Annotated in this window: 20 protein-coding genes and 1 riboswitch; of the genes, 5 read left to right on the top strand and 15 right to left on the bottom strand. The window is 71.7% G+C overall.

Features of this window, described 5'->3' with window-relative positions:
* Positions 1-32 precede the first annotated feature (32 nt).
* The 9 genes from IE142_RS25360 to IE142_RS25400 all read right to left on the bottom strand — a co-directional run bounded on the left by IE142_RS25360 (position 33) and on the right by IE142_RS25400 (position 7,359).
* Complete coding sequence (locus IE142_RS25360) at positions 33-1,070, bottom strand: hemolysin family protein (protein ID WP_191887902.1); 1,038 nt, start codon at positions 1,068-1,070, stop codon at positions 33-35.
* The gene (locus IE142_RS25365) at positions 1,067-2,398 is read right to left on the bottom strand and encodes a hemolysin family protein (RefSeq protein WP_191887903.1); all 1,332 of its coding nucleotides are present in this window, start codon (positions 2,396-2,398) and stop codon (positions 1,067-1,069) included. The genes IE142_RS25360 and IE142_RS25365 overlap by 4 nt, the downstream gene beginning before the upstream one ends.
* Positions 2,399-2,602: 204 nt before the next feature.
* The gene (locus IE142_RS25370) at positions 2,603-3,070 is read right to left on the bottom strand and encodes a PH domain-containing protein (RefSeq protein WP_191887904.1); all 468 of its coding nucleotides are present in this window, start codon (positions 3,068-3,070) and stop codon (positions 2,603-2,605) included.
* Between the two features lie 47 nt (positions 3,071-3,117).
* Positions 3,118-3,966: an ATP phosphoribosyltransferase gene (gene hisG, locus IE142_RS25375; protein ID WP_043375216.1), complete on the bottom strand. Its 849-nt coding sequence runs from the start codon at positions 3,964-3,966 to the stop codon at positions 3,118-3,120.
* A 49-nt stretch (positions 3,967-4,015) separates the two neighbouring features.
* Entirely contained in the window at positions 4,016-4,288 is a 273-nt protein-coding gene (locus tag IE142_RS25380) for a phosphoribosyl-ATP diphosphatase (RefSeq protein ID WP_011027788.1), read from the bottom strand.
* A gap of 34 nt (positions 4,289-4,322) precedes the next feature.
* Complete coding sequence (ribH, locus tag IE142_RS25385; RefSeq protein ID WP_043375214.1) at positions 4,323-4,808, bottom strand: 6,7-dimethyl-8-ribityllumazine synthase; 486 nt, start codon at positions 4,806-4,808, stop codon at positions 4,323-4,325.
* 21 nt (positions 4,809-4,829) lie between these two features.
* The gene (locus IE142_RS25390; protein WP_191887905.1) at positions 4,830-6,119 is read right to left on the bottom strand and encodes a bifunctional 3,4-dihydroxy-2-butanone-4-phosphate synthase/GTP cyclohydrolase II; all 1,290 of its coding nucleotides are present in this window, start codon (positions 6,117-6,119) and stop codon (positions 4,830-4,832) included.
* Positions 6,116-6,760, bottom strand: a complete 645-nt coding sequence (locus tag IE142_RS25395; protein WP_191887906.1) for a nicotinamide mononucleotide transporter family protein — start codon at positions 6,758-6,760, stop codon at positions 6,116-6,118. The genes IE142_RS25390 and IE142_RS25395 overlap by 4 nt, the downstream gene beginning before the upstream one ends.
* Entirely contained in the window at positions 6,757-7,359 is a 603-nt protein-coding gene (locus IE142_RS25400; protein WP_043375208.1) for a riboflavin synthase, read from the bottom strand. Before IE142_RS25400 ends, IE142_RS25395 begins: the two co-directional genes overlap by 4 nt.
* Positions 7,360-7,509: 150 nt before the next feature.
* Positions 7,510-7,640: riboswitch (FMN riboswitch) on the bottom strand.
* Between the two features lie 218 nt (positions 7,641-7,858).
* On the opposite strand from IE142_RS25400, the gene IE142_RS25405 reads away from it, so the two are divergent.
* Entirely contained in the window at positions 7,859-10,234 is a 2,376-nt protein-coding gene (locus IE142_RS25405) for a chitinase C-terminal domain-containing protein (protein WP_191887907.1), read from the top strand.
* 173 nt (positions 10,235-10,407) lie between these two features.
* On the opposite strand, the gene IE142_RS25410 is transcribed toward IE142_RS25405, so the two are convergent.
* The gene (locus tag IE142_RS25410; protein WP_191887908.1) at positions 10,408-11,601 is read right to left on the bottom strand and encodes an ROK family transcriptional regulator; all 1,194 of its coding nucleotides are present in this window, start codon (positions 11,599-11,601) and stop codon (positions 10,408-10,410) included.
* Between the two features lie 151 nt (positions 11,602-11,752).
* Here IE142_RS25410 and IE142_RS25415 point away from each other — a divergent pair, with 151 nt between their 5' ends.
* A complete protein-coding gene (locus IE142_RS25415; protein WP_191887909.1) occupies positions 11,753-12,964 on the top strand; it encodes an MFS transporter in 1,212 nt (403 codons plus the stop codon).
* On the opposite strand, the gene IE142_RS25420 is transcribed toward IE142_RS25415, so the two are convergent.
* Positions 12,924-13,391: an acyl-CoA thioesterase gene (locus IE142_RS25420; RefSeq protein WP_191887910.1), complete on the bottom strand. Its 468-nt coding sequence runs from the start codon at positions 13,389-13,391 to the stop codon at positions 12,924-12,926. The genes IE142_RS25415 and IE142_RS25420 overlap by 41 nt on opposite strands.
* A 163-nt stretch (positions 13,392-13,554) precedes the next feature.
* Here IE142_RS25420 and IE142_RS25425 point away from each other — a divergent pair, with 163 nt between their 5' ends.
* Complete coding sequence (locus IE142_RS25425) at positions 13,555-14,991, top strand: uracil-xanthine permease family protein (RefSeq protein WP_191887911.1); 1,437 nt, start codon at positions 13,555-13,557, stop codon at positions 14,989-14,991.
* Here IE142_RS25425 and IE142_RS25430 read toward each other — a convergent pair.
* Complete coding sequence (locus tag IE142_RS25430) at positions 14,973-16,109, bottom strand: glycoside hydrolase family 6 protein (RefSeq protein WP_191887977.1); 1,137 nt, start codon at positions 16,107-16,109, stop codon at positions 14,973-14,975. The genes IE142_RS25425 and IE142_RS25430 overlap by 19 nt on opposite strands.
* Before the next feature lie 174 nt (positions 16,110-16,283).
* On the opposite strand from IE142_RS25430, the gene IE142_RS25435 reads away from it, so the two are divergent.
* A complete protein-coding gene (locus IE142_RS25435) occupies positions 16,284-16,979 on the top strand; it encodes a DUF5995 family protein (protein WP_191887912.1) in 696 nt (231 codons plus the stop codon).
* 242 nt (positions 16,980-17,221) lie between these two features.
* On the opposite strand, the gene IE142_RS25440 is transcribed toward IE142_RS25435, so the two are convergent.
* On the bottom strand, positions 17,222-18,919 hold the full coding sequence (locus IE142_RS25440; RefSeq protein WP_191887913.1) for a flavin monoamine oxidase family protein: 1,698 nt from the start codon (positions 18,917-18,919) through the stop codon (positions 17,222-17,224).
* A 46-nt stretch (positions 18,920-18,965) separates the two neighbouring features.
* Positions 18,966-19,763, bottom strand: a complete 798-nt coding sequence (locus tag IE142_RS25445) for a carbon-nitrogen hydrolase family protein (protein ID WP_191887914.1) — start codon at positions 19,761-19,763, stop codon at positions 18,966-18,968.
* A gap of 294 nt (positions 19,764-20,057) precedes the next feature.
* Between IE142_RS25445 and IE142_RS25450 the strand changes: the two genes are divergently transcribed.
* Positions 20,058-20,603 (top strand): Repetin, encoded by a 546-nt coding sequence (locus tag IE142_RS25450; RefSeq protein ID WP_191887915.1) that lies wholly within the window; start codon positions 20,058-20,060, stop codon positions 20,601-20,603.
* Here the strand turns inward: IE142_RS25450 and IE142_RS25455 are convergent.
* A complete protein-coding gene (locus tag IE142_RS25455; RefSeq protein ID WP_191887916.1) occupies positions 20,551-21,783 on the bottom strand; it encodes an MFS transporter in 1,233 nt (410 codons plus the stop codon). The genes IE142_RS25450 and IE142_RS25455 overlap by 53 nt on opposite strands.
* Positions 21,784-21,835: the final 52 nt, after the last annotated feature.

A 21,835-nucleotide genomic window follows, 5' to 3' on the forward strand; every position in this document is an offset into this window, starting at 1 on the left:
GCGGGCTGCCGCTGCCGCCGCGGCTGGGGCGATCACGTCGCCAGCGTCACCTCCCGGTGGGCCGGGTCCCGTACTTCGCCGACCAGCAGTTCCAGTACGTCCTCCAGGGCGACCAGGCCCAGGACCCTCCCCGACGCGTCCGTGACCTGGGCCAGGTGGCTGGCGGCTCGACGCATCACGGTGAGGGCGTCGTCGAGGGGGAGGTCGGGGCGGAGGGTCGTCATGGGGCGCCACAGGTGCTGCGGGACGGCCCGGTCCGACTCCTCGGCGTCGAGGACGTCCTTGACGTGGAGGTAGCCCATGAAGGCACCCTGTTCGGCCGCGACCGGGAAGCGTGAGTACCCGGTGCGGGCGGTGAGCCCGACGATCTCTTCCGGGGTGACCGAAGGGCCGACCGTCACCAGGGACTCGCGGCCGAGCAGCACGTCCGTCACCGGGCGGGAGCCCAGTTCCAGGGCGTCCTCCAGGCGCTCCTGCTCCTCGGGGTCGAGCAGGCCCGCCTGACCGGCGTCCTCCACCAGCCGGTTGAGCTGCTCACTGGTGAAGACCGCCTCGACCTCGTCCCTGGGCTCGACGCGGAAGAGCCGCAGGATCGCCTGGGAGCAGGCACCCAGCGCGAAGGTGATCGGCTTGCAGAGACGGGCGAAGGCGACCAGGCCGGGACTCAGCCACAACGCGGTCTTCTCGGGGGCGGCCATCGCGAGGTTCTTCGGGACCATCTCGCCGATGACGAGGTGGCAGAAGACCACGGCGGCCAGCGCGATGACGTAGCCGAGCGGGTGGATGACTCCGTGCGGAAGGTGCATCCGCTCGAAGACCGGCTCCAGGAGGTGCGCGACCGTCGGTTCGGCGACCGCGCCGAGGGTGAGTGAGCAGACCGTGATGCCGAACTGGGCGGCCGCCATCATCTGCGGCAGCCGCTCCAGGCCGTACAGCACCTGGCGGGCGCGGGCGGTGCCGAGCGGTTCGATCTGGCTGCGGCGGACCGAGACGAGGGCGAACTCGGCGCCGACGAAGAAACCGTTGGCGAGCACGAGCAGTGCGGCGAGGAGAAGTTGCAGGACGCTCATCGGGCGGCCTCCAGCACGGAGACCGGTGCCGTCCGCACGAGCCGTATGCGCTCGGCGCGGTAGTGGCCGACCTGGCGGACGGACAGCCGCCAGCCGGGCAGTTCCGCGCGGTCGCCGACGGCCGGGATGCGGCCGAGCAGGTCGGCGACGAGGCCGGCCACGGTCTCGTACGGTCCTTCGGGGGCGTCGAGGCCGATGCGGCGCAGGGCGTCGACACGGCAGCTGCCGTCGACGTCCCAGGCGGGCCGGCCGTCCTCGGGCGACGCGGCGGCGAGTTCGGGGACGTCCTGGCCGTCGTGCTCGTCACGGACCTCGCCGACGAGTTCCTCGACGATGTCCTCCAAGGTGACGACACCGGCCGTGCCGCCGTACTCGTCGACGACGACCGCGATGGGCTGCTCGCTGCGCAGGCGGGTGAGCAGCGGCCGTACGGGCAGGGTCTCGGGGACGAGGAGCGCCGGGCGGGCGATCCGGCCGACGGGGGTTCGCAGCCGGTCCCGCGCGGGGACCGCCAGAGCGTCCTTGAGGTGGACCATGCCGACGATCTCGTCGATCTTCTCCCGGTAGACGGGAAAGCGGGACAGGCCGGTGGCGCGGGTCAGGTTGACCACGTCCTCGGCGGTGGCCGAGGAGTGCAGGGCGCTGACCTTCACGCGCGGGGTCATGACGTGCTGGGCGGCCAGTCCGCCCAGCGACAGGGTCCGTACGAAGAGGTCGGCGGTGTCCTGTTCCAGGGCGCCGGCCCGGGCGGAGTGCCGGGCCAGGGAGACCAGTTCATCGGGGGTGCGGGCGGAGGCCAACTCCTCGGCGGGTTCGATGCCGAGCGCGCGGACCAGGCGGTTGGCCACGGCGTTCAGCGCGGCGATCACCGGGTGGAACAGCCGGGCGAAGGCGTGCTGCGGGCCCGCGACGAAGCGTGCGACCTGAAGGGGCCTGGACACCGCCCAGTTCTTGGGCACCAACTCGCCGATCACCATCTGCACCGCGGAGGCCAGCAGCATGCCGACGGCGACGGACACGCCGGGGACTGCGCCGTCGGGAACGCCGATCGCCGTGAACGGGCCGTCCAGGAGCCGGGCGAGCGCCGGTTCGGCGAGCATGCCGACGACGAGGGAGGTGACGGTGATGCCGAGCTGGGTGCCGGAGAGCTGGAAGGACAGCTCCTTCAAGGACTCCACGACACGGTGGGCGCGCCGGTCGCCGTCGGCGGCGGCCTGCTCGGCGTCCGGGCGTTCGACGGTCACCAGGCCGAACTCGGCGGCGACGAAGAAGCCGTTGGCGAGAATCAGCAGGAACGCGGCTGCCAGGAGCAGCAGGGGGGTGGTCATGAGGCCGCCGCCTGTGGGGATTCACAGCAGGGGGCGGCGCAGGTACTGCAGGACGATCCGTCCATCGCCGGAGGGAGTCACTCCTCGGGTAGCAGGAACCCCCGCGCACCGGGCGGAGCGACAGGGGCGAGGACGCGACGGCCGCGTCCTCGTTCCCAGATTAATCACGAAAGGGGTGCCCGCGGCAGGGTCGGCGCCTCCGCGTCAGCCGCGCGGTGCCTCGGGGGTGGCGGTGGAGCGGGCCTCGACGAGGGCGCGCAGGGCACGCGCGTCCTGGATGGCGCGCTGACGGGCGATGCCCGGCTGGATGCCGAGCGCGGGCAGGCTGCTGCCGTCGCTGAGATCGAGGAAGGCCCAGGGATCGCCCTGCCGGAGGTTGACCCGGATGATCTCGGCCCAGGCCAGGCGCCGCTTGGCGGTGAGGTTGACGACGGTGACGCCCGTCTCGTCGGCGGTGACGTGCGGCCTGGCCAGCAGGAACAGGACCCCGGCGAGGAGGAGGGCGGTCAGCACGAAGCTGAGGCGCTCCCCGATGCCGAGGCCGTCCAGCAGCATGCCGACCGCCGTGACGGCCGCGAACGCGAACACGGCGAGGACGGTCAGGACGGCGCGGGTACGGCCCGGCCGGAAGGTGACGGGCAGGGCCGGCAGGTCCGGCGTGGTGTCGGGCATGAGGTGCTCCGGGGCGCGCTCAGTAACGGCAGGCGTGAGGGCCGTGGTCACAGACGGCAGGCGTGGATGGCCGTGGTCAGGATGGCCCGGGCGCCGATCTCGTAGAGGTCGTCCATGATCCGCTGGGCCTCCTTGGCGGGGACCATGGCGCGGACGGCGACCCAGCCCTCGTTGTGCAGCGGGGAGACGGTCGGGGACTCCAGGCCGGGGGTGAGGGCGACGGCCTTCTCGAGCTGCTCCACCCGGCAGTCGTAGTCCATCATCACGTACGTCCGGGCCACCAGGACGCCCTGGAGGCGGCGCAGGAACTGCTGCACCTTGGGCTCCTCCGCGTCCGCGCCGGAGCGGCGGATCACGACGGCCTCGGACTTCATGATGGGCTCGCCGAAGACCTCCAGCCCCGCGTTGCGCAGGGAGGTGCCGGTCTCGACCACGTCCGCGATGACCTCGGCGACACCGAGCTCGATGGCGGTCTCGACGGCGCCGTCGAGGTGGACGACGGAGGCGTCGACGCCCTGCTCGGCCAGGTGGGCGGCGACGATGCCCTCGTAGGAGGTGGCGACGGTGCGGCCCTTGAGGTCGGTGACGCCGTTCGCGGTGCCCGGCTTGCCGGCGAAACGGAAGGTGGAGCGGGCGAAGCCGAGCGGCAGGATCTCCTCCGCGTCGGCGCCGGAGTCGATCAGCAGGTCGCGGCCGGTGATGCCGATGTCGAGCTTGCCGGAGGAGACGTAGATCGCGATGTCGCGGGGGCGCAGATAGAAGAACTCGACCTCGTTCGTCGGGTCGACGATCCGCAGTTCCTTTGACTCGCGGCGCTGCTGGTAGCCGGCCTCATGCAGCATCTCCCCCGCGGGGCCTGACAGGGAACCCTTGTTGGGGACGGCGATGCGCAGCATGAGGTCGGCTTCCTTTGTGTGGAGGGGTGGAGAAGAAGGGGGTCCGGCTTTACAGGTGGGCGTAGACGTCGTCCAGGGAGATGCCGCGGGCGACCATCATCACCTGGACGTGGTACAGCAGCTGGGAGATCTCCTCGGCCGCCGCGTCCTTGCCCTCGTACTCGGCGGCCATCCAGACCTCGGCGGCCTCCTCGACGACCTTCTTGCCGATGGCATGGACCCCCTTGTCCACCAGTTCGGCGGTGCGGGATGTGGCGGGGTCGCCGTTGGCGGCCTTGTGCTGGAGCTCGGTGAAGAGCTCCTCGAAAGTCTTCTTGGACATGGTGCCGCCCACTTTACGCGTAGTGCCGGGCGGCCTAGCGCCACGGTTCGGATACTGAGCGGAGCGTGGCCGCCGTGGCGACGGCCGCGGTCACCGCCTCGTGCCCCTTGTCCTCGCTGGAGCCCTCGATGCCGGCCCGGTCGAGGGCCTGCTCCTCGGTGTCGCAGGTGAGGACGCCGAAGCCGACGGGGACACCGGTCTCCACGGAGACCTGGACCAGGCCCTGGGTGACGCCCTGGCACACGTAGTCGAAGTGGGGGGTGCCGCCGCGGATGACGACGCCGAGGGCGACGATCGCGTCGTAGCCGCGGCCGGCGAGGACCTTGGCGACGACCGGGAGCTCGAAACTGCCGGGGACCCTGAGCAGGGTCGGCTCGTCGATGCCCAGCTCGTGCAGGGCGCGCAGGGCGCCGTCCACCAGTCCGTCCATCACCTTGTCGTGCCACTGTGCCGCGACCACGGCGACCCGCAGGTCCCCCACGTTGCGTACGGACAGTTCCGGTGCACCCTTGCCGCTCACGTCTCTCCTCGTGTTACTTGCTTACTGGTTGCCGCAGGTGGACACGGGCGTCGTGTCCAGCCAGGGCAGGTCGTGGCCCATCCGGTCCCGCTTGGTGCGCAGGTAGCGGAGGTTGTGCTCGCCGGCCTGGACGGGCATCGGCTCGCGGCCGGTGACGTCGATGCCGTGCCGTTCGAGGGCGTCGCTCTTGTCCGGGTTGTTGGTCATCAGGCGGACGGCGCGCACACCGAGGTCCTGGAGGATCTGGGCGCCGGCGCCGTAGTCGCGGGCGTCGGCGGGCAGGCCCAGTTCCAGGTTGGCGTCGAGGGTGTCCCGGCCGCGCTCCTGGAGTTCGTAGGCGCGCAGCTTGGACATCAGGCCGATGCCGCGCCCCTCGTGGCCGCGCAGGTAGACGACCACTCCCCTGCCCTCGGCCTGGATGCGTTCCAGGGAGGCGTCGAGCTGGGGGCCGCAGTCGCAGCGCTGGGAGCCGAAGACGTCGCCGGTGAGGCATTCGGAGTGGATACGGACGAGGACGTCCTTGCCGTCGCCGATCTCGCCGTGGAGGAGGGCGACGTGCTCGACGCCGTCGACGGTGGAGCGGTAGCCGTACGCCGTGAACTCGCCGTGCCGGGTGGGCAGGTTGACCTCGGCCTCGCGGCGGACGGTGGGCTCGGCGCTGCGGCGGTAGGCGATCAGGTCCTCGATGGAGATGATCGTCAGACCGTGCTTGCGGGCGAACGGGATCAGCTCGGGCAGGCGCAGCATCCGCCCGTCCTCGCCGGCGATCTCGACGATGGCGCCGGCCGGGCGCAGGCCCGCGAGGCGGGCGAGGTCGACGGCGGCCTCGGTGTGGCCGTTGCGGACGAGGACGCCGCCGGAGCGGGCGCGCAGCGGGAAGATGTGGCCGGGACGGACCAGGTCGGTCGGCTCGGCGGTGCCGCTCGCCAGGAGCTGGAGGGTCGTGGCGCGGTCGGAGGCCGAGATTCCGGTGCTCACGCCGTGCGCGGCGGTGGCGTCGACGGAGACGGTGAAGGCGGTCTTCATCGACTCGGTGTTGTCGTCGACCATCTGCGGCAGGCGCAGCCGGTCGAGTTCGTCGCCCTCCATGGGTGCGCAGATCAGGCCGCGGCACTCGCTCATCATGAAGGCGACGATCTCCTCGGTCGCCTTCTCGGCGGCGATGACGAGGTCGCCCTCGTTCTCGCGGTTCTCATCGTCGACGACGACGATCGGGCGGCCGGCGGCGATGTCGGCGATGGCCTGCTCGACGGGGTCGAGGAGCAGGCCCTCGGGGCCGTCGGGCGTGTAGAGGATGGGTGCCGTGCTCATGTGGGCGCTCCTTCCGGGACGGGCCGCGTCGCGGTGCGGGAGCGCAGCCACCAGTCGCGCAGGCCCCACAGGACGAGCGCCCCGTAGATGACGTAGACCAAGCCGGAGAAGGCGAAACCGTTGGCGAAGTTCAGCGGGACGCCGACCAGGTCGACCAGCAACCAGGCGAACCAGAACTCGACCATGCCGCGTGCCTGGGCGTACATGGCGACGACGGTGCCGACGAAGATGTACGCGTCCGGCCAGGGGTCCCAGGACAGGGTGGGGAAGGCGGTGAACAGTCCGCCGACGACGAGGGTGCCGACGGCGGCGGCGGCCACGAGGGCGCCGCGCTCGCGCCAGGTGGCGAACCGGACGGCGATCGAGCCGTCCTGCGTCTGCTGCCGGCCGCGGTTCCACTGCCAGAAGCCCCAGGCGGCGACGATCATGACGACGATCTGCTTGCCCGCGCTGCCGGAGAGGTGGGCGGTGGCGAAGGCCGTGAAGAGGATGAGCCCGGAGACGAACTGCACGGGCCAGGTCCAGATCGAGCGCCGCCAGCCGAGCGCGAGACCGAGCAGACCGATCACGTTGCCGATCATGTCCGACCACTTGATGTGCTGGTCGAAGAGCGTGAACGCCTCGGAGTTGAGCCAGTTCACCGGGTACCCCCCTGGGTGCCGAGCAGCCGCTCGACGTACTTGGCGATGACGTCCACCTCGAGGTTGACCGGGTCGCCGGGCTGCTTGAGGCCGAGCGTGGTCAGGGCGAGGGTGGTGGGGATGAGGCTGACGGTGAAGAAGTCGGGACCGGCGTCGACAACGGTGAGGCTGATGCCGTCGACGGTGATGGAGCCCTTCTCCACGACGTAGCGGGCGAGGTCGGCGGGGAGGGAGATCTTGACGATCTCCCAGTGCTCGGAGGGCTTGCGCTCCAGGATCTCGCCGGTGCCGTCGACGTGGCCCTGCACGATGTGCCCGCCGAGGCGGGCGCCGACGGCGGTGGGGCGCTCCAGGTTGACGCGGGAGCCGGTGGTGAGGACGCCCAGGCTGGAGCGGTTCAGGGTCTCCGCCATCACGTCGGCGGTGAACTCGTCGCCCTCGTGGTCGACGACGGTGAGGCAGACGCCGTTGACGGCGATGGAGTCGCCGTGCCGTGCCCCTTCAGTGACCACGGGGCCGCGCAGGCGGAAGCGACAGGCGTCGTCGAGGGTCTCGACGGCGGTGATCTCGCCCAGCTCTTCGACGATTCCGGTGAACACTTCCCGGGTCCTCCTGCCTCTTCGGGCACGGACTCCGGGGCTGTCGAGGACGACAGAGATCGCGAGCGAGGACACCGGGAGCGACGCCGGACGGGGCCCGCCCTCGACGGGCGGTCCCAGAGGTCGGCGGCGCGCACGCATGCCCGCCCGCCGCGCACTGCCTCCCATCCGGACTTTAACCGTCGGTCCAGGAATTTCACCTGGTCAACCGGCCGCTGGAGGCGACCGGGTCGCGGACTGTAACCGCCGGTTCGGACTTTCACCGACCCCGGAGTGCGCTGCTTCTGGTACAGGGTCAGTGTGCCACGCCCGATCGCCCTCCATGCGGCCGGGGTGTGTGGAGTGGCTCACAGGACACCCCTCCACCGGAACCCACCCCGACCCTCGACCGCACCAACCCGCCTGCCGGGACCCCGGACTTGAGATTGGTCCATACCTATTGACTCACTGGTCTAGTCCTCTCTAGGGTCTGCGCAACTTCCGTGGAGAGGAACCGACTGTGCCTTCCCCCTCACGCTCCAGAACCCGCCACAGAGTGAGACCGGCCCTGTTCGCGGCGGCCGCCGCCGTCGCGGGCCTCGTGCTCGCCGGCCTCCCGGCGTCCGCGTCGCACGCCGCCGACCAGGGCAGCTGCCGTCCCGACGGGCTCTACCAGACCCCTGGCGTCGACGTCCCCTACTGCTCGGTCTACGACACCGAGGGCCGGGAGAGGATGGGCGCGGACCACCCCCGCCGGGTGATCGGCTACTTCACGGGCTGGCGCACCGGCAAGGACGGCAAGCCCGCCTATCTCGCCTCCGACATCCCGTGGGACAAGGTCACCCACATCAACTACGCCTTCGCGCACGTGGACGGAGGCAACAAGCTCTCCGTCGGCTCGGACAGCGCGACGAACCCGGCGACCGGCATGACGTGGCCGGGGGTCGAGGGCGCCGAATTGGACCCGGACCTCCCCTACGAGGGCCACTTCAATCAGCTGAACAAGTTCAAGAAGCAGCACCCGAACGTCAAGACGATGATCTCGGTGGGCGGCTGGGCGGAGACCGGCGGCTACTTCGCGGACGACGGCGAGCGCGTGGACTCGGGCGGCTTCTACGCGATGGCCACCGCCGCCGACGGCTCGGTCAACCAGGCCGGCATCGACACCTTCGCCGACTCCGCGGTCGACTTCGTACGGAAGTACGGCTTCAACGGCGTCGACATCGACTACGAGTACCCGACGACGATGAAGGACGCGGGCAACCCGCTCGACTGGTCGTTCGCGAACGGCCGCCGGGCCGGGCTGGTCAAGGGCTACGCGGCCCTGATGAAGACGCTGCCCGAGAAGCTCGACCGCGCGGGCGCCGTGGACGGAAAGCACTACCTGCTCTCCGTCGCCGCGCCGTCCTCCGGTTACCTGCTGCGCGGCATGGAGACCTTCCAGGTCCAGAAGTACCTGGACTACGTCAACATCATGTCCTACGACCTGCACGGCGCCTGGAACGAGCACGTCGGCCCGAACGCCTCCCTCTTCGACGACGGCAAGGACGCCGAACTCGCCGCCGCGGGCGTGTACACCACCTCCCAGTACGGCGGCATCGGCTACCTCAACACCGACTGGGCCTACCACTACTTCCGCGGTTCGATGCCGGCCGGCCGGATCAACATCGGGCTCCCGTACTACACGCGCGGCTTCAAGAACGTCACCGGCGGGACCGACGGGCTCTGGGGCAAGGCACCGGCCACGGACTGCCCGGCGGGCTCCGGCCTCACCGAGTGCGGTGACGGCGCGGTCGGCATCGACAACCTCTGGCACGACCTGGACACCGACGGCGAGGAGTCACCCGCGGGCTCCAACCCGATGTGGCACGCCAAGAACCTGGAGAAGGGCATCGTCGGCGACTACGTCACCGACTACGGCTTCCCTGCCGACACGAAGCTGACCGGGACGTACGCCCGCAAGTACGACGCGACGCTGGTCGCGCCCTGGCTGTGGAACGCCGAGAAGAAGGTCTTCCTGTCCACCGAGGACGAGCAGTCGGTCCAGGCCAAGGCGGACTACGTGGTCGACCGCGGCATCGGCGGGACGATGGTCTGGGAGCTCGCGGGCGACTACGCCTGGGACACCGGCAAGGGGCAGTACGTGCCGGGCTCGACGCTGACCGACACGATGTACGAGACGTTCAAGGGCGCGTCGCCCTACGGTGCCGAGCGCGCCACGATCGACATGCCGGCCCAGGCGCTGGACGTCGACGTGGAGTTCGGGGAGTTCCCGCTCGGTGACTCCAACTACCCGATCAGCCCCGAGCTGAAGATCACCAACAACACGAGGACCACCCTGCCCGGCGGTACGGAGTTCGAGTTCGACTACTCCACCGCCGCGCCCGGCAACGCCAGGGACCAGTCCGGCTGGGGCACTTCGGTGATCCGCAGCGACCACACGGGCGGCAACGCGGGCGGTCTGAAGGGCGACCACCACCGCGTCTCGCTGAAGCTGCCGGCCTGGCAGTCACTGGCGCCGGGCGCGTCGACGACAGTGGACTTCGTCTACTACCTGCCGGTGTCGACGCCGTCGAACTGGACGGTGACGTTCGGCGGGAAGACGTACGCCCTCGCGGGCGATCTGGCCCGGGGCACGACCGTCGTGGAGCCGGGAACGGAGACACCGAACCCGACCCCGACGCCCACGGGTACCGGGGCACCCAGTCCGAGTCCGAGCCCGACGGCCGGCACCGGGCAGTGCACGGCGCCGGCCTGGGACGCGGCGACGCCGTACGGCGGTGGCATCACGGTGTCGCACGAGGGGCACTCGTGGAAGTCCAAGTGGTGGACGACGGGCGAGGAGCCCGGCACCACCGGCGAGTGGGGTGTCTGGCAGGACCTCGGCGCCTGCTGACCTCCGGCGAGACCGGCCCGGCGGCGGTGACGACGGCCCTTGCCCGCCGCCGGGCCTCTCCAGCGCATCCGCATGTCACATCCCGCGGATGCCGGACGTCCCGGGCAACGACGGGGCGCCCCGCCCGGGAGCGCCCCCTGGGGTCCAAGGGGCTGAACCCGCGCGGCAGACCGCTACCCCTGCGACGGCGAGAACAGCTCGTCCTGCGCGCGGTCCCGGGCGGTCAGCAGTGCCCCGCGCAGTACGGCGCCGCCGCCCAGCGTGCTGGCCCGTACCTCGGTGGCCAGCGGCGACATGCGGTTGAGGCGGTGCTGCACGCGAGCGGCGAGGGCGCCGGCGCCGGCCCGGCCGACCTCGCCGGCCAGCACCACGCATCCGGGGTCGAGGACGGAGACGACGGCGGCCGCGCCGAGGGCGACCCGGTCGGCGAGGGTGTCCAGGAAGCGGGCGGCCTCCGGGGTCGTGGCCGACCTGCGTACCGCCTCCCGCACCAGCGCGGCGGCTTGCGGCTCGGGCCCCTCGGGCACGGCCGTCACACCGTGCTCCGCCGCCAGGGCGCTCACCGCCGCCGCTCCGGCCACGGAGTGGAACCCGCCGTCGCAGTCGGTTGCCGACGGCAGACCCGCGGTGCCCGGCACCGGCATGAAGCCGATCTCGCCCGCGCCGCCGGAGACGCCCCGGCGCAGCGTGCCGTCGAGGACGACCGCGGCGCCGATGCCGAGGCCGAGCCAGAGCAGGACGAACGTCTCCCGGTCCCGGGCCGCCCCGTCGCGCTGCTCGGCCAGGGCCGCGAGGTTGGTCTCGTTCTCCACGCCGACCCGCGCCTCGGGAAACTTCTCCTGCAGTGCGGCCATCAGCCGGCGGTGCCACGCGGGCAGGCCGGTGGAGTCGCGGAGCTCACCGCTCGCCGGGTCGATCAGGCCGGGCGCGCCGATGCCGACGGTGTGCAGCCGGTCGGCGCCGGCCTCCTTCGCCGCGCGCTCGACCAGGCTCACCGCCTGCTCCACGGCGGGGCCCGTCCCGGTGTCGTCGCCGATCGGCACGGACGCCTCGGCGAGCACCCGGCCGAGCAGGTCGGACACCAGCACGGCGACGCCCTCGGTGCGCACGTCTAGGGCGGCGAGGTACGCGCGGTCGGCGACGATGCCGTACAGCTTGGCGTTGGGACCGCGGCGCTGCTCCCCCGACTCGCCGGCCACCTCGATGAGGCCGGAGGCGATGAGGCGTTCGACGAGGTCGGCCACGGTGGGCCGGGACAGGCCGGTCAGCTGCTTCAACTGCCCCGCCGTCAACGGGCCTTCACGTTGCAGCAGGCGCAGGGCGAACCGGTCGTTGATGGCCCGGGCGGTGCTCGGTGATGCGGGCATGCCGGGATCCTTCCAGATCGGCGGCGCGGCGGCCCGCGCCGATGATCCCCTATCCATCAGGAAGGGACCCTGATAGTTTACGCGGCGCGGTACGGCAGCGAGCGGTGCGGCAGGGAGACGAGCCGGTGCGGACCGGACGGAGGGGCCGAGAATGAGCGCAGTGGTCTACGAACAGGGCCGGGTGAGGCGCGCCCGGTACGCCGTGGCGGCCGTGTTCGCCGTGCACGGCGCCGTCACCGGCTCGTTCGCGACCCGGGTGCCGTGGATCCAGGACCATGCCGGGGTCAGCGCGGGCCAGTTGGGCCTGGCGCTCGCCTTCCCGGCACTCGGCGCGTCCCTCGCCATGCCGCTGGCCGGGAGCGTCAGTCACCGCTTCGGCGCCCGCACCGCCCTGCGCGGCCTGCTGGCCCTGTGGACACTGGCGCTGGTCCTGCCCTCCCTGGCCCCGAACCTGCTCACGCTCTGCCTCGCCCTGTTCGTCTACGGCGCCACGGCGGGCATGTCGGACGTGGCGATGAACGCGCTCGGCGTCGAGATCGAGAACCGCCTGGACAAGTCGATCATGTCCAGCCTGCACGGCATGTGGAGCGCCGGAGCCCTGATCGGTTCGGCGGCCGGCACGCTCGCCGCCCACCTGGGCTCGGACGCCCGTCTGCACCACGTCCTGGCCGCCGCGGTACTGACCGTGGCGGGCCTGGTCGCCTGCACCTGGGTGCTGGACATCCAGCCCGCCGAGGACGAGGACCCGCCACCGAGGTTCGCGCTGCCGCCCCGGTCGGCGGTGCTGATCGGCGCGGTCGGGTTCTGCGCGGTGTTCGCGGAGGGCGCCAGCCTGGACTGGTCGGCGGTCTACCTGCGGGACGAGCTGGAGACGTCGGCGGGACTGGCGGCGGCATGCACGACGGGCTTCACGCTCACCATGGCCGTGGCCCGGCTCGCCGGCGACAAGGTGGTGGACCGGTTCGGCGCGGTACGCACGGTGCGGGTGAGCGGCGTGCTGGCCTCCCTCGGCGGCCTGCTCGTCGTCGTCGGCGGCCACCCGGGGGTGGCGATGACCGGCTTCGCGCTGATGGGGCTCGGTATCGCCGTGGTCGTCCCGCTGTGCTTCGCGGCGGCCGGCCGCGCCGGTTCCAACCCGAGCCTGGCCATCGCCGGTGTCGCCACCATCACGTACACCTCGGGCCTGGTCGCCCCGAGCGCGATCGGCGGCCTCGCCCAGGCGACCAGCCTGGTGGTGTCGTTCGGCCTGGTGACCGTCCTGGCCTGCTGCCTCGTGGTGTTCGCGAAGGTGCTGCGCGCCGGGGACCGGGACCGGCCGAAGATCAGTCCGTCGAACGCAGGAGTGCCCGACCGGCATCCCTGAAGGTGTCGCTCCACGGCGCCGGGCGCAGGGTTCCCGAGTCCAGCCGGACCAGCACCCGGGTGCCGCGGGCGTACGTGGTGGCGCCGTCCGCCGAGCAGAAGCGGAAGCCGTAGGTCAGCCCGGTCGTGCCGAGCCGGTCCAGCCAGAGGTGGACGGCGTAGGCGCCCGGCCGGGTGACCGGCGCGTCGTAGGTGATCGTCAGTTCCTTGACCGCGTTGCAGGCGTCGCCGGCCGCCGCCCAGTCTCCCTCGAACCGGAATCCGTGCTCCGTCCACAGCTCGGCCCAGGCACGCTCGACCATCACGGGGTACCGGGCGTTGTGCAGCAGGCCGAGCGCGTCGAGGTCGTCGAAGTGGACGGTGACGGGGACGAGGCGGCCGTACGGCACGGCGGGCAGGGCGGGGGCGGCGGGCGCTTCGGCGGTCACGGCGGGCTCCTGAGTGGTGCGCGGTGGTACAGGCGTACGGACGATCACCACCATCCTAAGCGGACGCTCAGCATGCCCGTCGGGGAAGGGTGCAGGTCAGCCGCACGTGCCGCACCCCTGACAATGGTCCGGACAGTCATCACGTACAGAAAGCGAAACCTCCATGGACCTCGGCGTGCGCTGGAAGCTGCACGGGGACGGGAAGGTCCCCGCCCCCGGAGCGGTGGTCCGCCCCGACGAACGGCTCTCGTGGCCCCGCACGGTCGGGCTCGGCGCCCAGCACGTGGTGGCCATGTTCGGGGCGTCCTTCGTGGCTCCGGTCCTGATGGGCCTGGACCCCAACCTCGCGATCATGATGTCGGGCGTGGCGACGGCCATCTTCCTGCTCGCCACCCGCGGCCGGGTCCCCAGCTACCTCGGCTGCTCCCTCTCCTTCGTCGGCGTCGCCGCGGTGATCCGGGCCCAGGGCGGTACGAGCGCCACGGTGACCGGCGCGGTCCTGGTCGTCGGCGCCGCGCTGTTCCTGGTGGGGCTCGCCGTTCAGCGGTTCGGGGCGCGGATCATCCACGCCGCGATGCCGCCGATCGTCACCGGCGCGGTGGTGATGCTGATCGGCTTCAACCTGGCCCCGGTCACCGCCTCCACCTACTGGCCGCAGGACCAGTGGACGGCCCTGCTGGTGATGCTGTTCACCGGTCTGGCCGTGGTCTGCCTGCGGGGCTTCTGGTCCCGGATCGCGATCTTCCTGGGACTGGTCTTCGGGTACGTCCTTTCCTGGACCCTGGACCGGATCTTCGGCAAGATCCACTCGGTGGACGGCAGCGGCAAGCTGACCGACCACTGGCGGCTGGACTTCTCGGCCGTGGGGCAGGCCGACTGGATCGGGCTGCCGTCCTTCCACGGACCGAGTTTCGAGTGGTCGGCGATCCTGGTCGCCCTGCCGGTCGTCATCGCACTGGTCGCCGAGAACGCCGGTCACGTCAAGGCGGTCGGCGAGATGACCGGGGACCCGCTCGACGACAAGCTCGGCACGGCGATCTCCGCGGACGGCGTCGGCTCCATGCTGTCGACCGCGGTCGGCGGCCCGCCCAACACCACGTACTCCGAGAACATCGGAGTGATGGCGGCGACCCGCGTCTACTCGACGGCCGCGTACTGGGCGGCGGCCGGTTTCGCCCTCCTCTTCGGTGTCTGCCCGAAGTTCGGCGCGGTCGTCGCCGCCATCCCCGGCGGTGTGCTGGGCGGCATCACCGTCATCCTCTACGGCATGATCGGCCTGCTGGGCGCGCAGATCTGGATCAACGCCAAGGTGGACCTGCGCAACCCGCTGAACCTGGTACCGGCCGCCGCGGGCATCATCATCGGCGTCGGCAACGTCAGCATGGAGATCACCGACAACTTCTCGCTCAGCGGCATCGCGCTCGGCACCCTCGTGGTCATCACCGGCTACCACGCGCTGCGCGCCTTCGCCCCGGCCCACCTCAAGACGCAGCAGCCGCTGCTCGACGAGGGCACGTCGTCGTACGACGAGAAGACCGGGGCTGCCTCGCGGGACGCGCAGTCCGGGGACGGCGACGGGTCTCAGCGCGCCAAGTCGTAGGCGTAGGACGGCGTGAAGGTGCCCGGCTTGCCCTTGCAGCCGTCCGACTCCCCCGGCAGCTTCACCCACAGGTAGGCGTCGATGCGCCCCATGCCGGTGCTCAGGGTCGGAGTGCTGCCGATCTTGCGGCCGGCCGGGTCGCACCACTCGCCGTCGGCCGGGGCGCCGTTGCCGTTGCGGCTGGTGTCGATGACGGCGCCGAGGCTCGCCGGACCGCCGAGGGCGTCGAGGACCGCGCGGTCGTAGGCGATCTCGTCGGCGGTGGTGTGGAAGTTGGAGACGTTGCTGAAGATGCCGTCGGAGGAGGCGGGCGAGGCGGCGCCGGCCTCTCTCAGCCAGCCCGCCTGCTTGGCGGGCGCGTGCCAGCCGGAGTGGCCCGCGTCGTGGTACACGCGGGCCTTGGGGTTCGCCTCCTTGAGCACGCGTCCGGCGCGGGCCAGGGAGGCGAAGCGGTCGGCGCGCTCTCCGGCGGGGAGGCAATCGACCTGGGCCACCGAGTCGGGCTCCAGGATGACGACGACCTCGCCGGAGCCGAGCCCCGCGGCGAAGAGGTCGATCCAGTCGTCGTAGGCGTCGAGGCCGGGCGCGCCGCCCTGGGAGTGGCCGCCGCAGTCTCGGTCGGGTATCGCGTACGGCACGAGCACGGGCACCCGTCCCTCGGCGGCGCCGCCCGACGCCACGGCCCGGACCCGTGAGGTGATGGTCGAGGGCGTGTAATCGGCGAACCACACGGCGGCCGGGTGGTCGGCTATCCGCGAGCGGATGACGTCCTGGCGCGGGTCGTCGGGGTGGGCCCGGATCCAGGAGAGGATCTGCGACTGCGGGTGCCGGTAGAGCCGGGTGGCGGCCGGGGCCGCCCGGGGCGTCTTCTCGGCGGTCCTCTTCGGCGACGGCTCGGGGCTCGCCTTCTTCACGGGGGCCGAGGGCGGGGGCGAGGCGGGAACCGACGGCTTCACCGACGGGGACGGGGACGGCACCAGGGGCAGGGACTGCAGCCGAGCCGGCCGGGTCACCTGCGGTCGGGCCTCGTCATCGCCGCCGCCGTCGTCGTCGCCGAACGCGGTCAGCAAGCCGGTCGCGGTGCCGACCGCGACGACGACGGACGCCGCCGCGACCATCGCTCCACGTCGGGCGGCACGCCTGCGCTCGGCCCTGCGAGCGGCCAGGCGCCGGGCACGAAGGCCTGACACTACGGCTTCCCCCTCCCCCGCACGGCGGGCGCGTTCCCCCGTTCTGGGGAAGCGTCGGGCCCGCCGGCACTCCCGTCAGCCTAAAGCTGCGAACCTGCCGCCATGGCGCACTGCGAGCAACTCCCGACGGCCGCCCCGACGGTGGACACGGTCCTGACCCGGATGCGCGCCCTCGACACGACGCTGCCTCCGCGGGACGGCGTGGCGGTCTTCAACCGCGTCTACCTGACCGTCACCGAGGCGGTGGACCGGCACATCGACGGCGGCCGTTTCCCGGACGCCCGCTCGGCGATCGCGCTGGACGTGCGGTTCGCGGAACGCTATCTGGCCGCCGTCGACGCACTGGAGAACGGGCGTCGGCCGCCCGCCTGCTGGCGTCCCCTGTTCCAGTTCCGCCGCCACCCCGGTGTACGACCGTTGCAGTTCGCGCTGTCGGGCATCAACGCGCACATCGGCCACGATCTCGCGCTGGCCGTGGTGGACACCTGTCGTACGCTCGGCTGCGAACCCGTCGACCTGGAGGACGAGTTCGACCGGGTGGGCGATCTCCTCGTGTCGCTGGAGGAGCGCGTCCGCGAAGAACTGATGCCGGGTCCCGACCTCCTCCAGATCGCCGACCCGCTGACCCATCTGCTCGGCTCCTGGAGCCTGGAGCGCGCCCGCGACGCCACCTGGGCGGCGGCCCGCGCTCTGTGGGCGCTGGACCGACTGCCGGATGTCGCCGGGGAGTTCACCGAGCGGCTGGACGCGGCGGTGGGCTTCGCCGGCCGCATGCTGCTCACCCCGCTGCCGGACTGATCCGGCCGTTCCCCGGCGCGCACGCCCGGACCATCTCTCGCCGCCGTCCAACCTGAAGACGGCACTGACCGAGTGGGCGATCTCCTCGGCCAGGCACCACAGCCGACCTGACGGTGGACACGGACCGACGGGACAAGGCCGCAGCGGCGCATGACGCGCTCGGCCCAGGTCGGCCAAACACCGAGGTGACCGCTGCGTGACCAGCCCCAGCGCACGTCACTCACCGGTCAAGGAGACAGGCTCTAGTCCTCCGGCAGTTCGACCGGCGCGATCTCGGCGTACACGTCGCCCGGGCCGGGGTTGGTCGCGTCGGTCTGTCCGCCGAAGTGGTGCATGACGCCCCAGACCGCGTTGAGCGCCGTCTGGACGGCTCCCTCGGCCCAGCCGGCCGTCCAGGAGATGTCGTCGCCGGCGAGGAAGATGCCCCGCTTGTCCTCGGGCAGCTCCTCCTGGATGAAGTGGGTGAACAGGCGCCGCTGATAGCGGTAGTGGCCGGGGAGGTTGGCCTTGAACGCGCCCATGAAGTAGGGCTCGTTCTCCCAGGAGACGGTCACCGGGTTGCCGATGATGTGCTTCCTGATGTCGACCTTCGGGTAGATCTCGCCGAGCGACTTCAGCATGACCTCCATCCGCTCGTTCGCGGACAGCGGCAGCCACTTCAGGCTGTCGTCGCACCAGGTGTAGGAGAGGCAGATGACGGCGGGCTTGTCGGGGCCGTCGTCCAGGAGGTAGGTGCCGCGGGTCATGCGGTCGGTGAGCGTCATCGACATGACGTCCCGGCCGGTCTCCTCGTCCTTGTCGAGCCAGAAGGGGCGGTCCACGGGGACGAAGAGCTTGGAGCTCTCCATGTAGTGGGTGCGCTCGATCGCGGTCCAGTGGTCGATCGGGAAGAGCGAGTCGTCGCAGGCGATCTTGGAGAGCAGCATCCAGGACTGGGCGGTGAAGATCGCCGCCCGGTACGTGCGGATGTCGCCGTCGGCGTCGGTGACGGTGATCCGGTTGCCGGCCGTGCGGTTCAGGCGGGTCACCGCCGGGCGCGTCTCGCCGTCCGTGTGCAGGGACTTCAGCGAGGTGCCGTACGGCCAGTGGACGATCTTCTCCGGCTCGCGTTCCCAGAGCCGGAGCGGCAGCTGCTGGGAACCGCCGACGATGCCGCGGTGGTGGTCGTCGGCCTCGGTGTAGACGACGCGGAGGATCTCCAGGATGGAGTTGGGGAAGTCGGTGTCCCAGCCACCGGTACCGAAGCCGACCTGGCCGAAGATCTCGCGGTGCCGGAAGGACTTGAAGGCCTCGGAGTCGCAGAGGAAGCCGTAGAAGGTCTGGTTGTCGAGCTTCTCGACCAGCTTCGCCCAGATCTCGCGGATGCGCGGGACGTCTCGCTCGCGCAGGGCGCGGTTCATGTCGGAGAAGTCGGCACCTTCCTCCAGGCACTTCGCCCAGGCGTCGGCGACGTCCCGGTAGACCTGCGGCAGGTCGTCGAGCGTCTCGGCGTAGTGCGACTCGCCCTTGAGGTCGACGACGGTGGAGGGCGTGGCCTCGGAGAGCGGGTTGGGGAAGGGGCGGGTCTCCAGGCCGACCAGGTCGATGTAGTGCTGGAGGGCGGTTGAGGAGGGCGGGAAGCGCATCGCGCCCATCTCGGCGGTCAGGGACTCGTCGCAGCCGTCGAAGCCGACGGTCCGCAGCCGGCCGCCGATCTTGTCGGCCTCGTAGACGACGGGCTTGAGGCCCATCTTCATCAGTTCGTAGGCGGCGACGATGCCTGACAGGCCGCCACCGATGACCGCGACCTCGGTACCGTGCTCGGTCGCCGGTATCTGGCCCAGACCGGCGGGGTGGGCGAGGAAGTCGTCGTACGCGTACGGGAAGTCCGGCCCGAACATGGTGATCGGCGGCTGCTGCTCGTCTGCGTGCTCGATCGCGTTGGGCACGGTGGACGTCATGGGGTACGGACTCCTTGCACGGTGAAGCGGGGGGCGGCTGAAGTGTTCAGAGGTTGCGGGCCAGAGAGCCGTACAGGCCGGGGACACGGTCCTCCAGATACGGGTTGGCCTCGCGGGAGGCGGCGAGGACGGCCGGGTCGGCGTCGGCGAGGACCAGCTCCTCGGCGCGCCCGGCGCGGGCGCGGGACGTGCCGTCGGGCCCGGCGAGCACGGAGAGCCCGACGAACTCGAACTCGCCCTCCGGTCCGACGCGGTTGACGTACGCGACGTACATCTGGTTCTCGAAGGCCCGCACCGGCACGACGGACTCGGCGACGAACTGGAACGGGTGCATCTGCGCGGTGGGGACCAGCAGCAGGTCGGTGCCGGCCAGGGCGTGGGCGCGGACGTTCTCCGGGAACTCGACGTCGTAGCAGATCATCAGGCCGACGGTGAGGCCGTTCAGCTCGGCCTGGACGACGGGCTGCTCGCCGGGGGTGAAGTGGTCGCGCTCGAAGCAGCCGAAGAGGTGGGTCTTGCGGTAGTTCGCCAGGCGGGTGCCGTCGGCGGCGACGAGCTGGACGGAGTTGAAGACGCGCTCGCCGTCCCGCTCGGGGTAGCCGTAGGCGACGGCCAGACCGTGGCGCCCGGCGATCTCCGCGACGGCGTCGGCCGAGTCGCCGTCGGCCGGCTCGGCGAGGGCGGCGATGTCGTCGCCGATCGCGTACCCGGTCAGGAACAGCTCCGAGGTCACGAGCAGTCCCGCACCACCGGCCGCGGCACGGGCGGCGGCCTCGTCGAGGACCTTGAGGTTCTCGGCGACGGATCCGGGCCGTCCGGAGCTCTGGAGCAGGGCGGTGCGCATGGGTGTTCCTCACCGGAGGGAAGGGGGTCGGGGGCCAGATAGACCGTACGGTCGGCGGACTCAACCAAACAAGAAGGAGCCGTTGCGCGCCGGTGAGCGGATCGTTGCGTGCGTCCGGCGTCCCGCGGTGATTCGTTGCGTGCCCCCGTCCTCCCCGAGAACCAGACGCTTCCGTCCTCCCCCGCCGCGCGGCGGAGGGCTCTCCCCGCCCTCGGCGCGATGTGGCGCGGGCGCGGGGCCGGGACAGTGGTGACCGTTCGGTTCACCGGCTTCGATCCTTGGGAGAGGACCTCCATGAAACGCCGTACGACAACCGTCTCGCTCGGTGTCGCCCTGCTGCTCGCCGCCGTCACCCCCGGCGCGGCCGTCGCCTCCGGCCCCCACGGGGAACAGCCCCCGAGACAGGCCGCCGCGCTTACCGGCACGGCCGAGCTGTACCGGTCGGCCGGGGACGACATCACCTTCACCTTCGACGCCCATCTGGCGGCCGAGCACCACGACGACCCCCTCGAGGCCACCGGGACCTTCGAGTTCAGCCACTACCTGAACGGCAAGGGCGCCCGGGCCGAGGCCGACGTCGACTGTCTCCTGACCGGCGGTGACGTGGCCGTCGTCTCCGGCGTCATCACCGACTCCGACCTGCCCGGCGCGAAGGGCAAGCGGGTCGGCATCACGGTTCACGACCTCGGGCGCCACGACCGGCTCGGTTACAGCTGGGCTGCGACGGGCAGCCCCGCCGAGGTCGGGGAGCTGCCCCGGTGCGTGTCGTCGGCGCCCTTCGAGAAGGTCAAGAAGGGGACCGGCGACTTCGAGGTCGTGCCCTGGAAGCCGCGGCTGTAGTCCGGGCGGCGGCGGCCAGCAGCACCGCCGTCAGCAGGTACGGCACCGCGGACCAGGCGAACGCGGTGCCGTGCCCCGTGACCGTGGCCGTCGCGGCGTAGGCGCCGTAGGTGGCGAGGGTGCCCAGCTCGGTACCGAGGCCCGCGACCGAGGTCAGTGTGGCCCGCCCGGTGTCATCGATACGCCGCTGGAGGCGGGCGTCGGCCAGCACGGTCGCCAGCTGGAACCCGCCGAAGGCCAGGGCGACGAGCACCAGCGCGGGCGCGGTGCCCGCTGCGGCGCCCGCCGCCAGGGCGACCGCGGAGCCGGCGAGCAGGGCGGCGAACCCGTTCGTGGTCAGGCGTTCGGCGGCGCCCGCCAGCAGGCCCCCCGCCGTGGCGCCGGCCCAGATCACCAGCAGCAGCCAGGGGACGGTCTCCTGCGCCACGCCGGTGTCGGCCGCCAGCAGCGGGGTGTACTCGTCGAGCGCTCCCCACACCGCGGTCACGGCCGGTACCAGCAGCAGCGCGCCCCGCACGGAGCGGTCGGTGCGGGCCTCGGTGAGCCCGGCCCGCAGGATCATGGTCCAGCGGTCGCCGGCCACGGACGGTGCGCGGTGTTCGGGGAACCGGGTCGCCACGGCCGCCCCGGCCAGGCAGACCAGGACACTCGCCGCGCCCACCGCGTCGTACCCGCCCCAGGCGAAAACGGGGCCGGCCAGACCCATGGCGGCCATCGTGGCGGTGATTCCGACCGCCCTTGCCCGGCCCATGACCCGGGCGTACCGGTCGGCGGCGCCGGCCCGGTCCAGCTCGTCGTGGACCAGTGCCTCCAGCGCGCCCGAACCGAGCGCGCCGCCGGCGCCCCACAGCACGAAGCCGACCGCGAAGGCGCCGTAGGAGGGCACGAGGACCCACAGGGCGAAGCCGGCGGCGCTCAGCAGCGGGCCGAGCACCAGCAGCAGTCGCCGGGAGAACGCGTCGGCCCAGGCGCCGGAGGGCACCTCCAGCAGGACGCCGGTCAGCGACCACAGGGCGAACAGGGACGACATCTGCCAGACGGACAGACCGGTGTCGCTGAACAGCAGCGCGTACACCGGGTAGAGCAGGACGAACTCGTCGCAGAACGCGGAGGCGTACAGCGTGCGCGTCATCCGCCGGGTACCGGCGGTCTTGGGGGCACGCTCGGGTGTGAGAGTCATGAGGCCTTCCCGAGGGGGCGGATCGGACACCGGGGGTACGGCGTCCGGGGCG

Origin of the sequence: Streptomyces mutabilis (assembly GCF_014649815.1) — a bacterium.
Taxonomy (GTDB): Bacteria; Actinomycetota; Actinomycetes; order Streptomycetales; family Streptomycetaceae; genus Streptomyces; species Streptomyces mutabilis.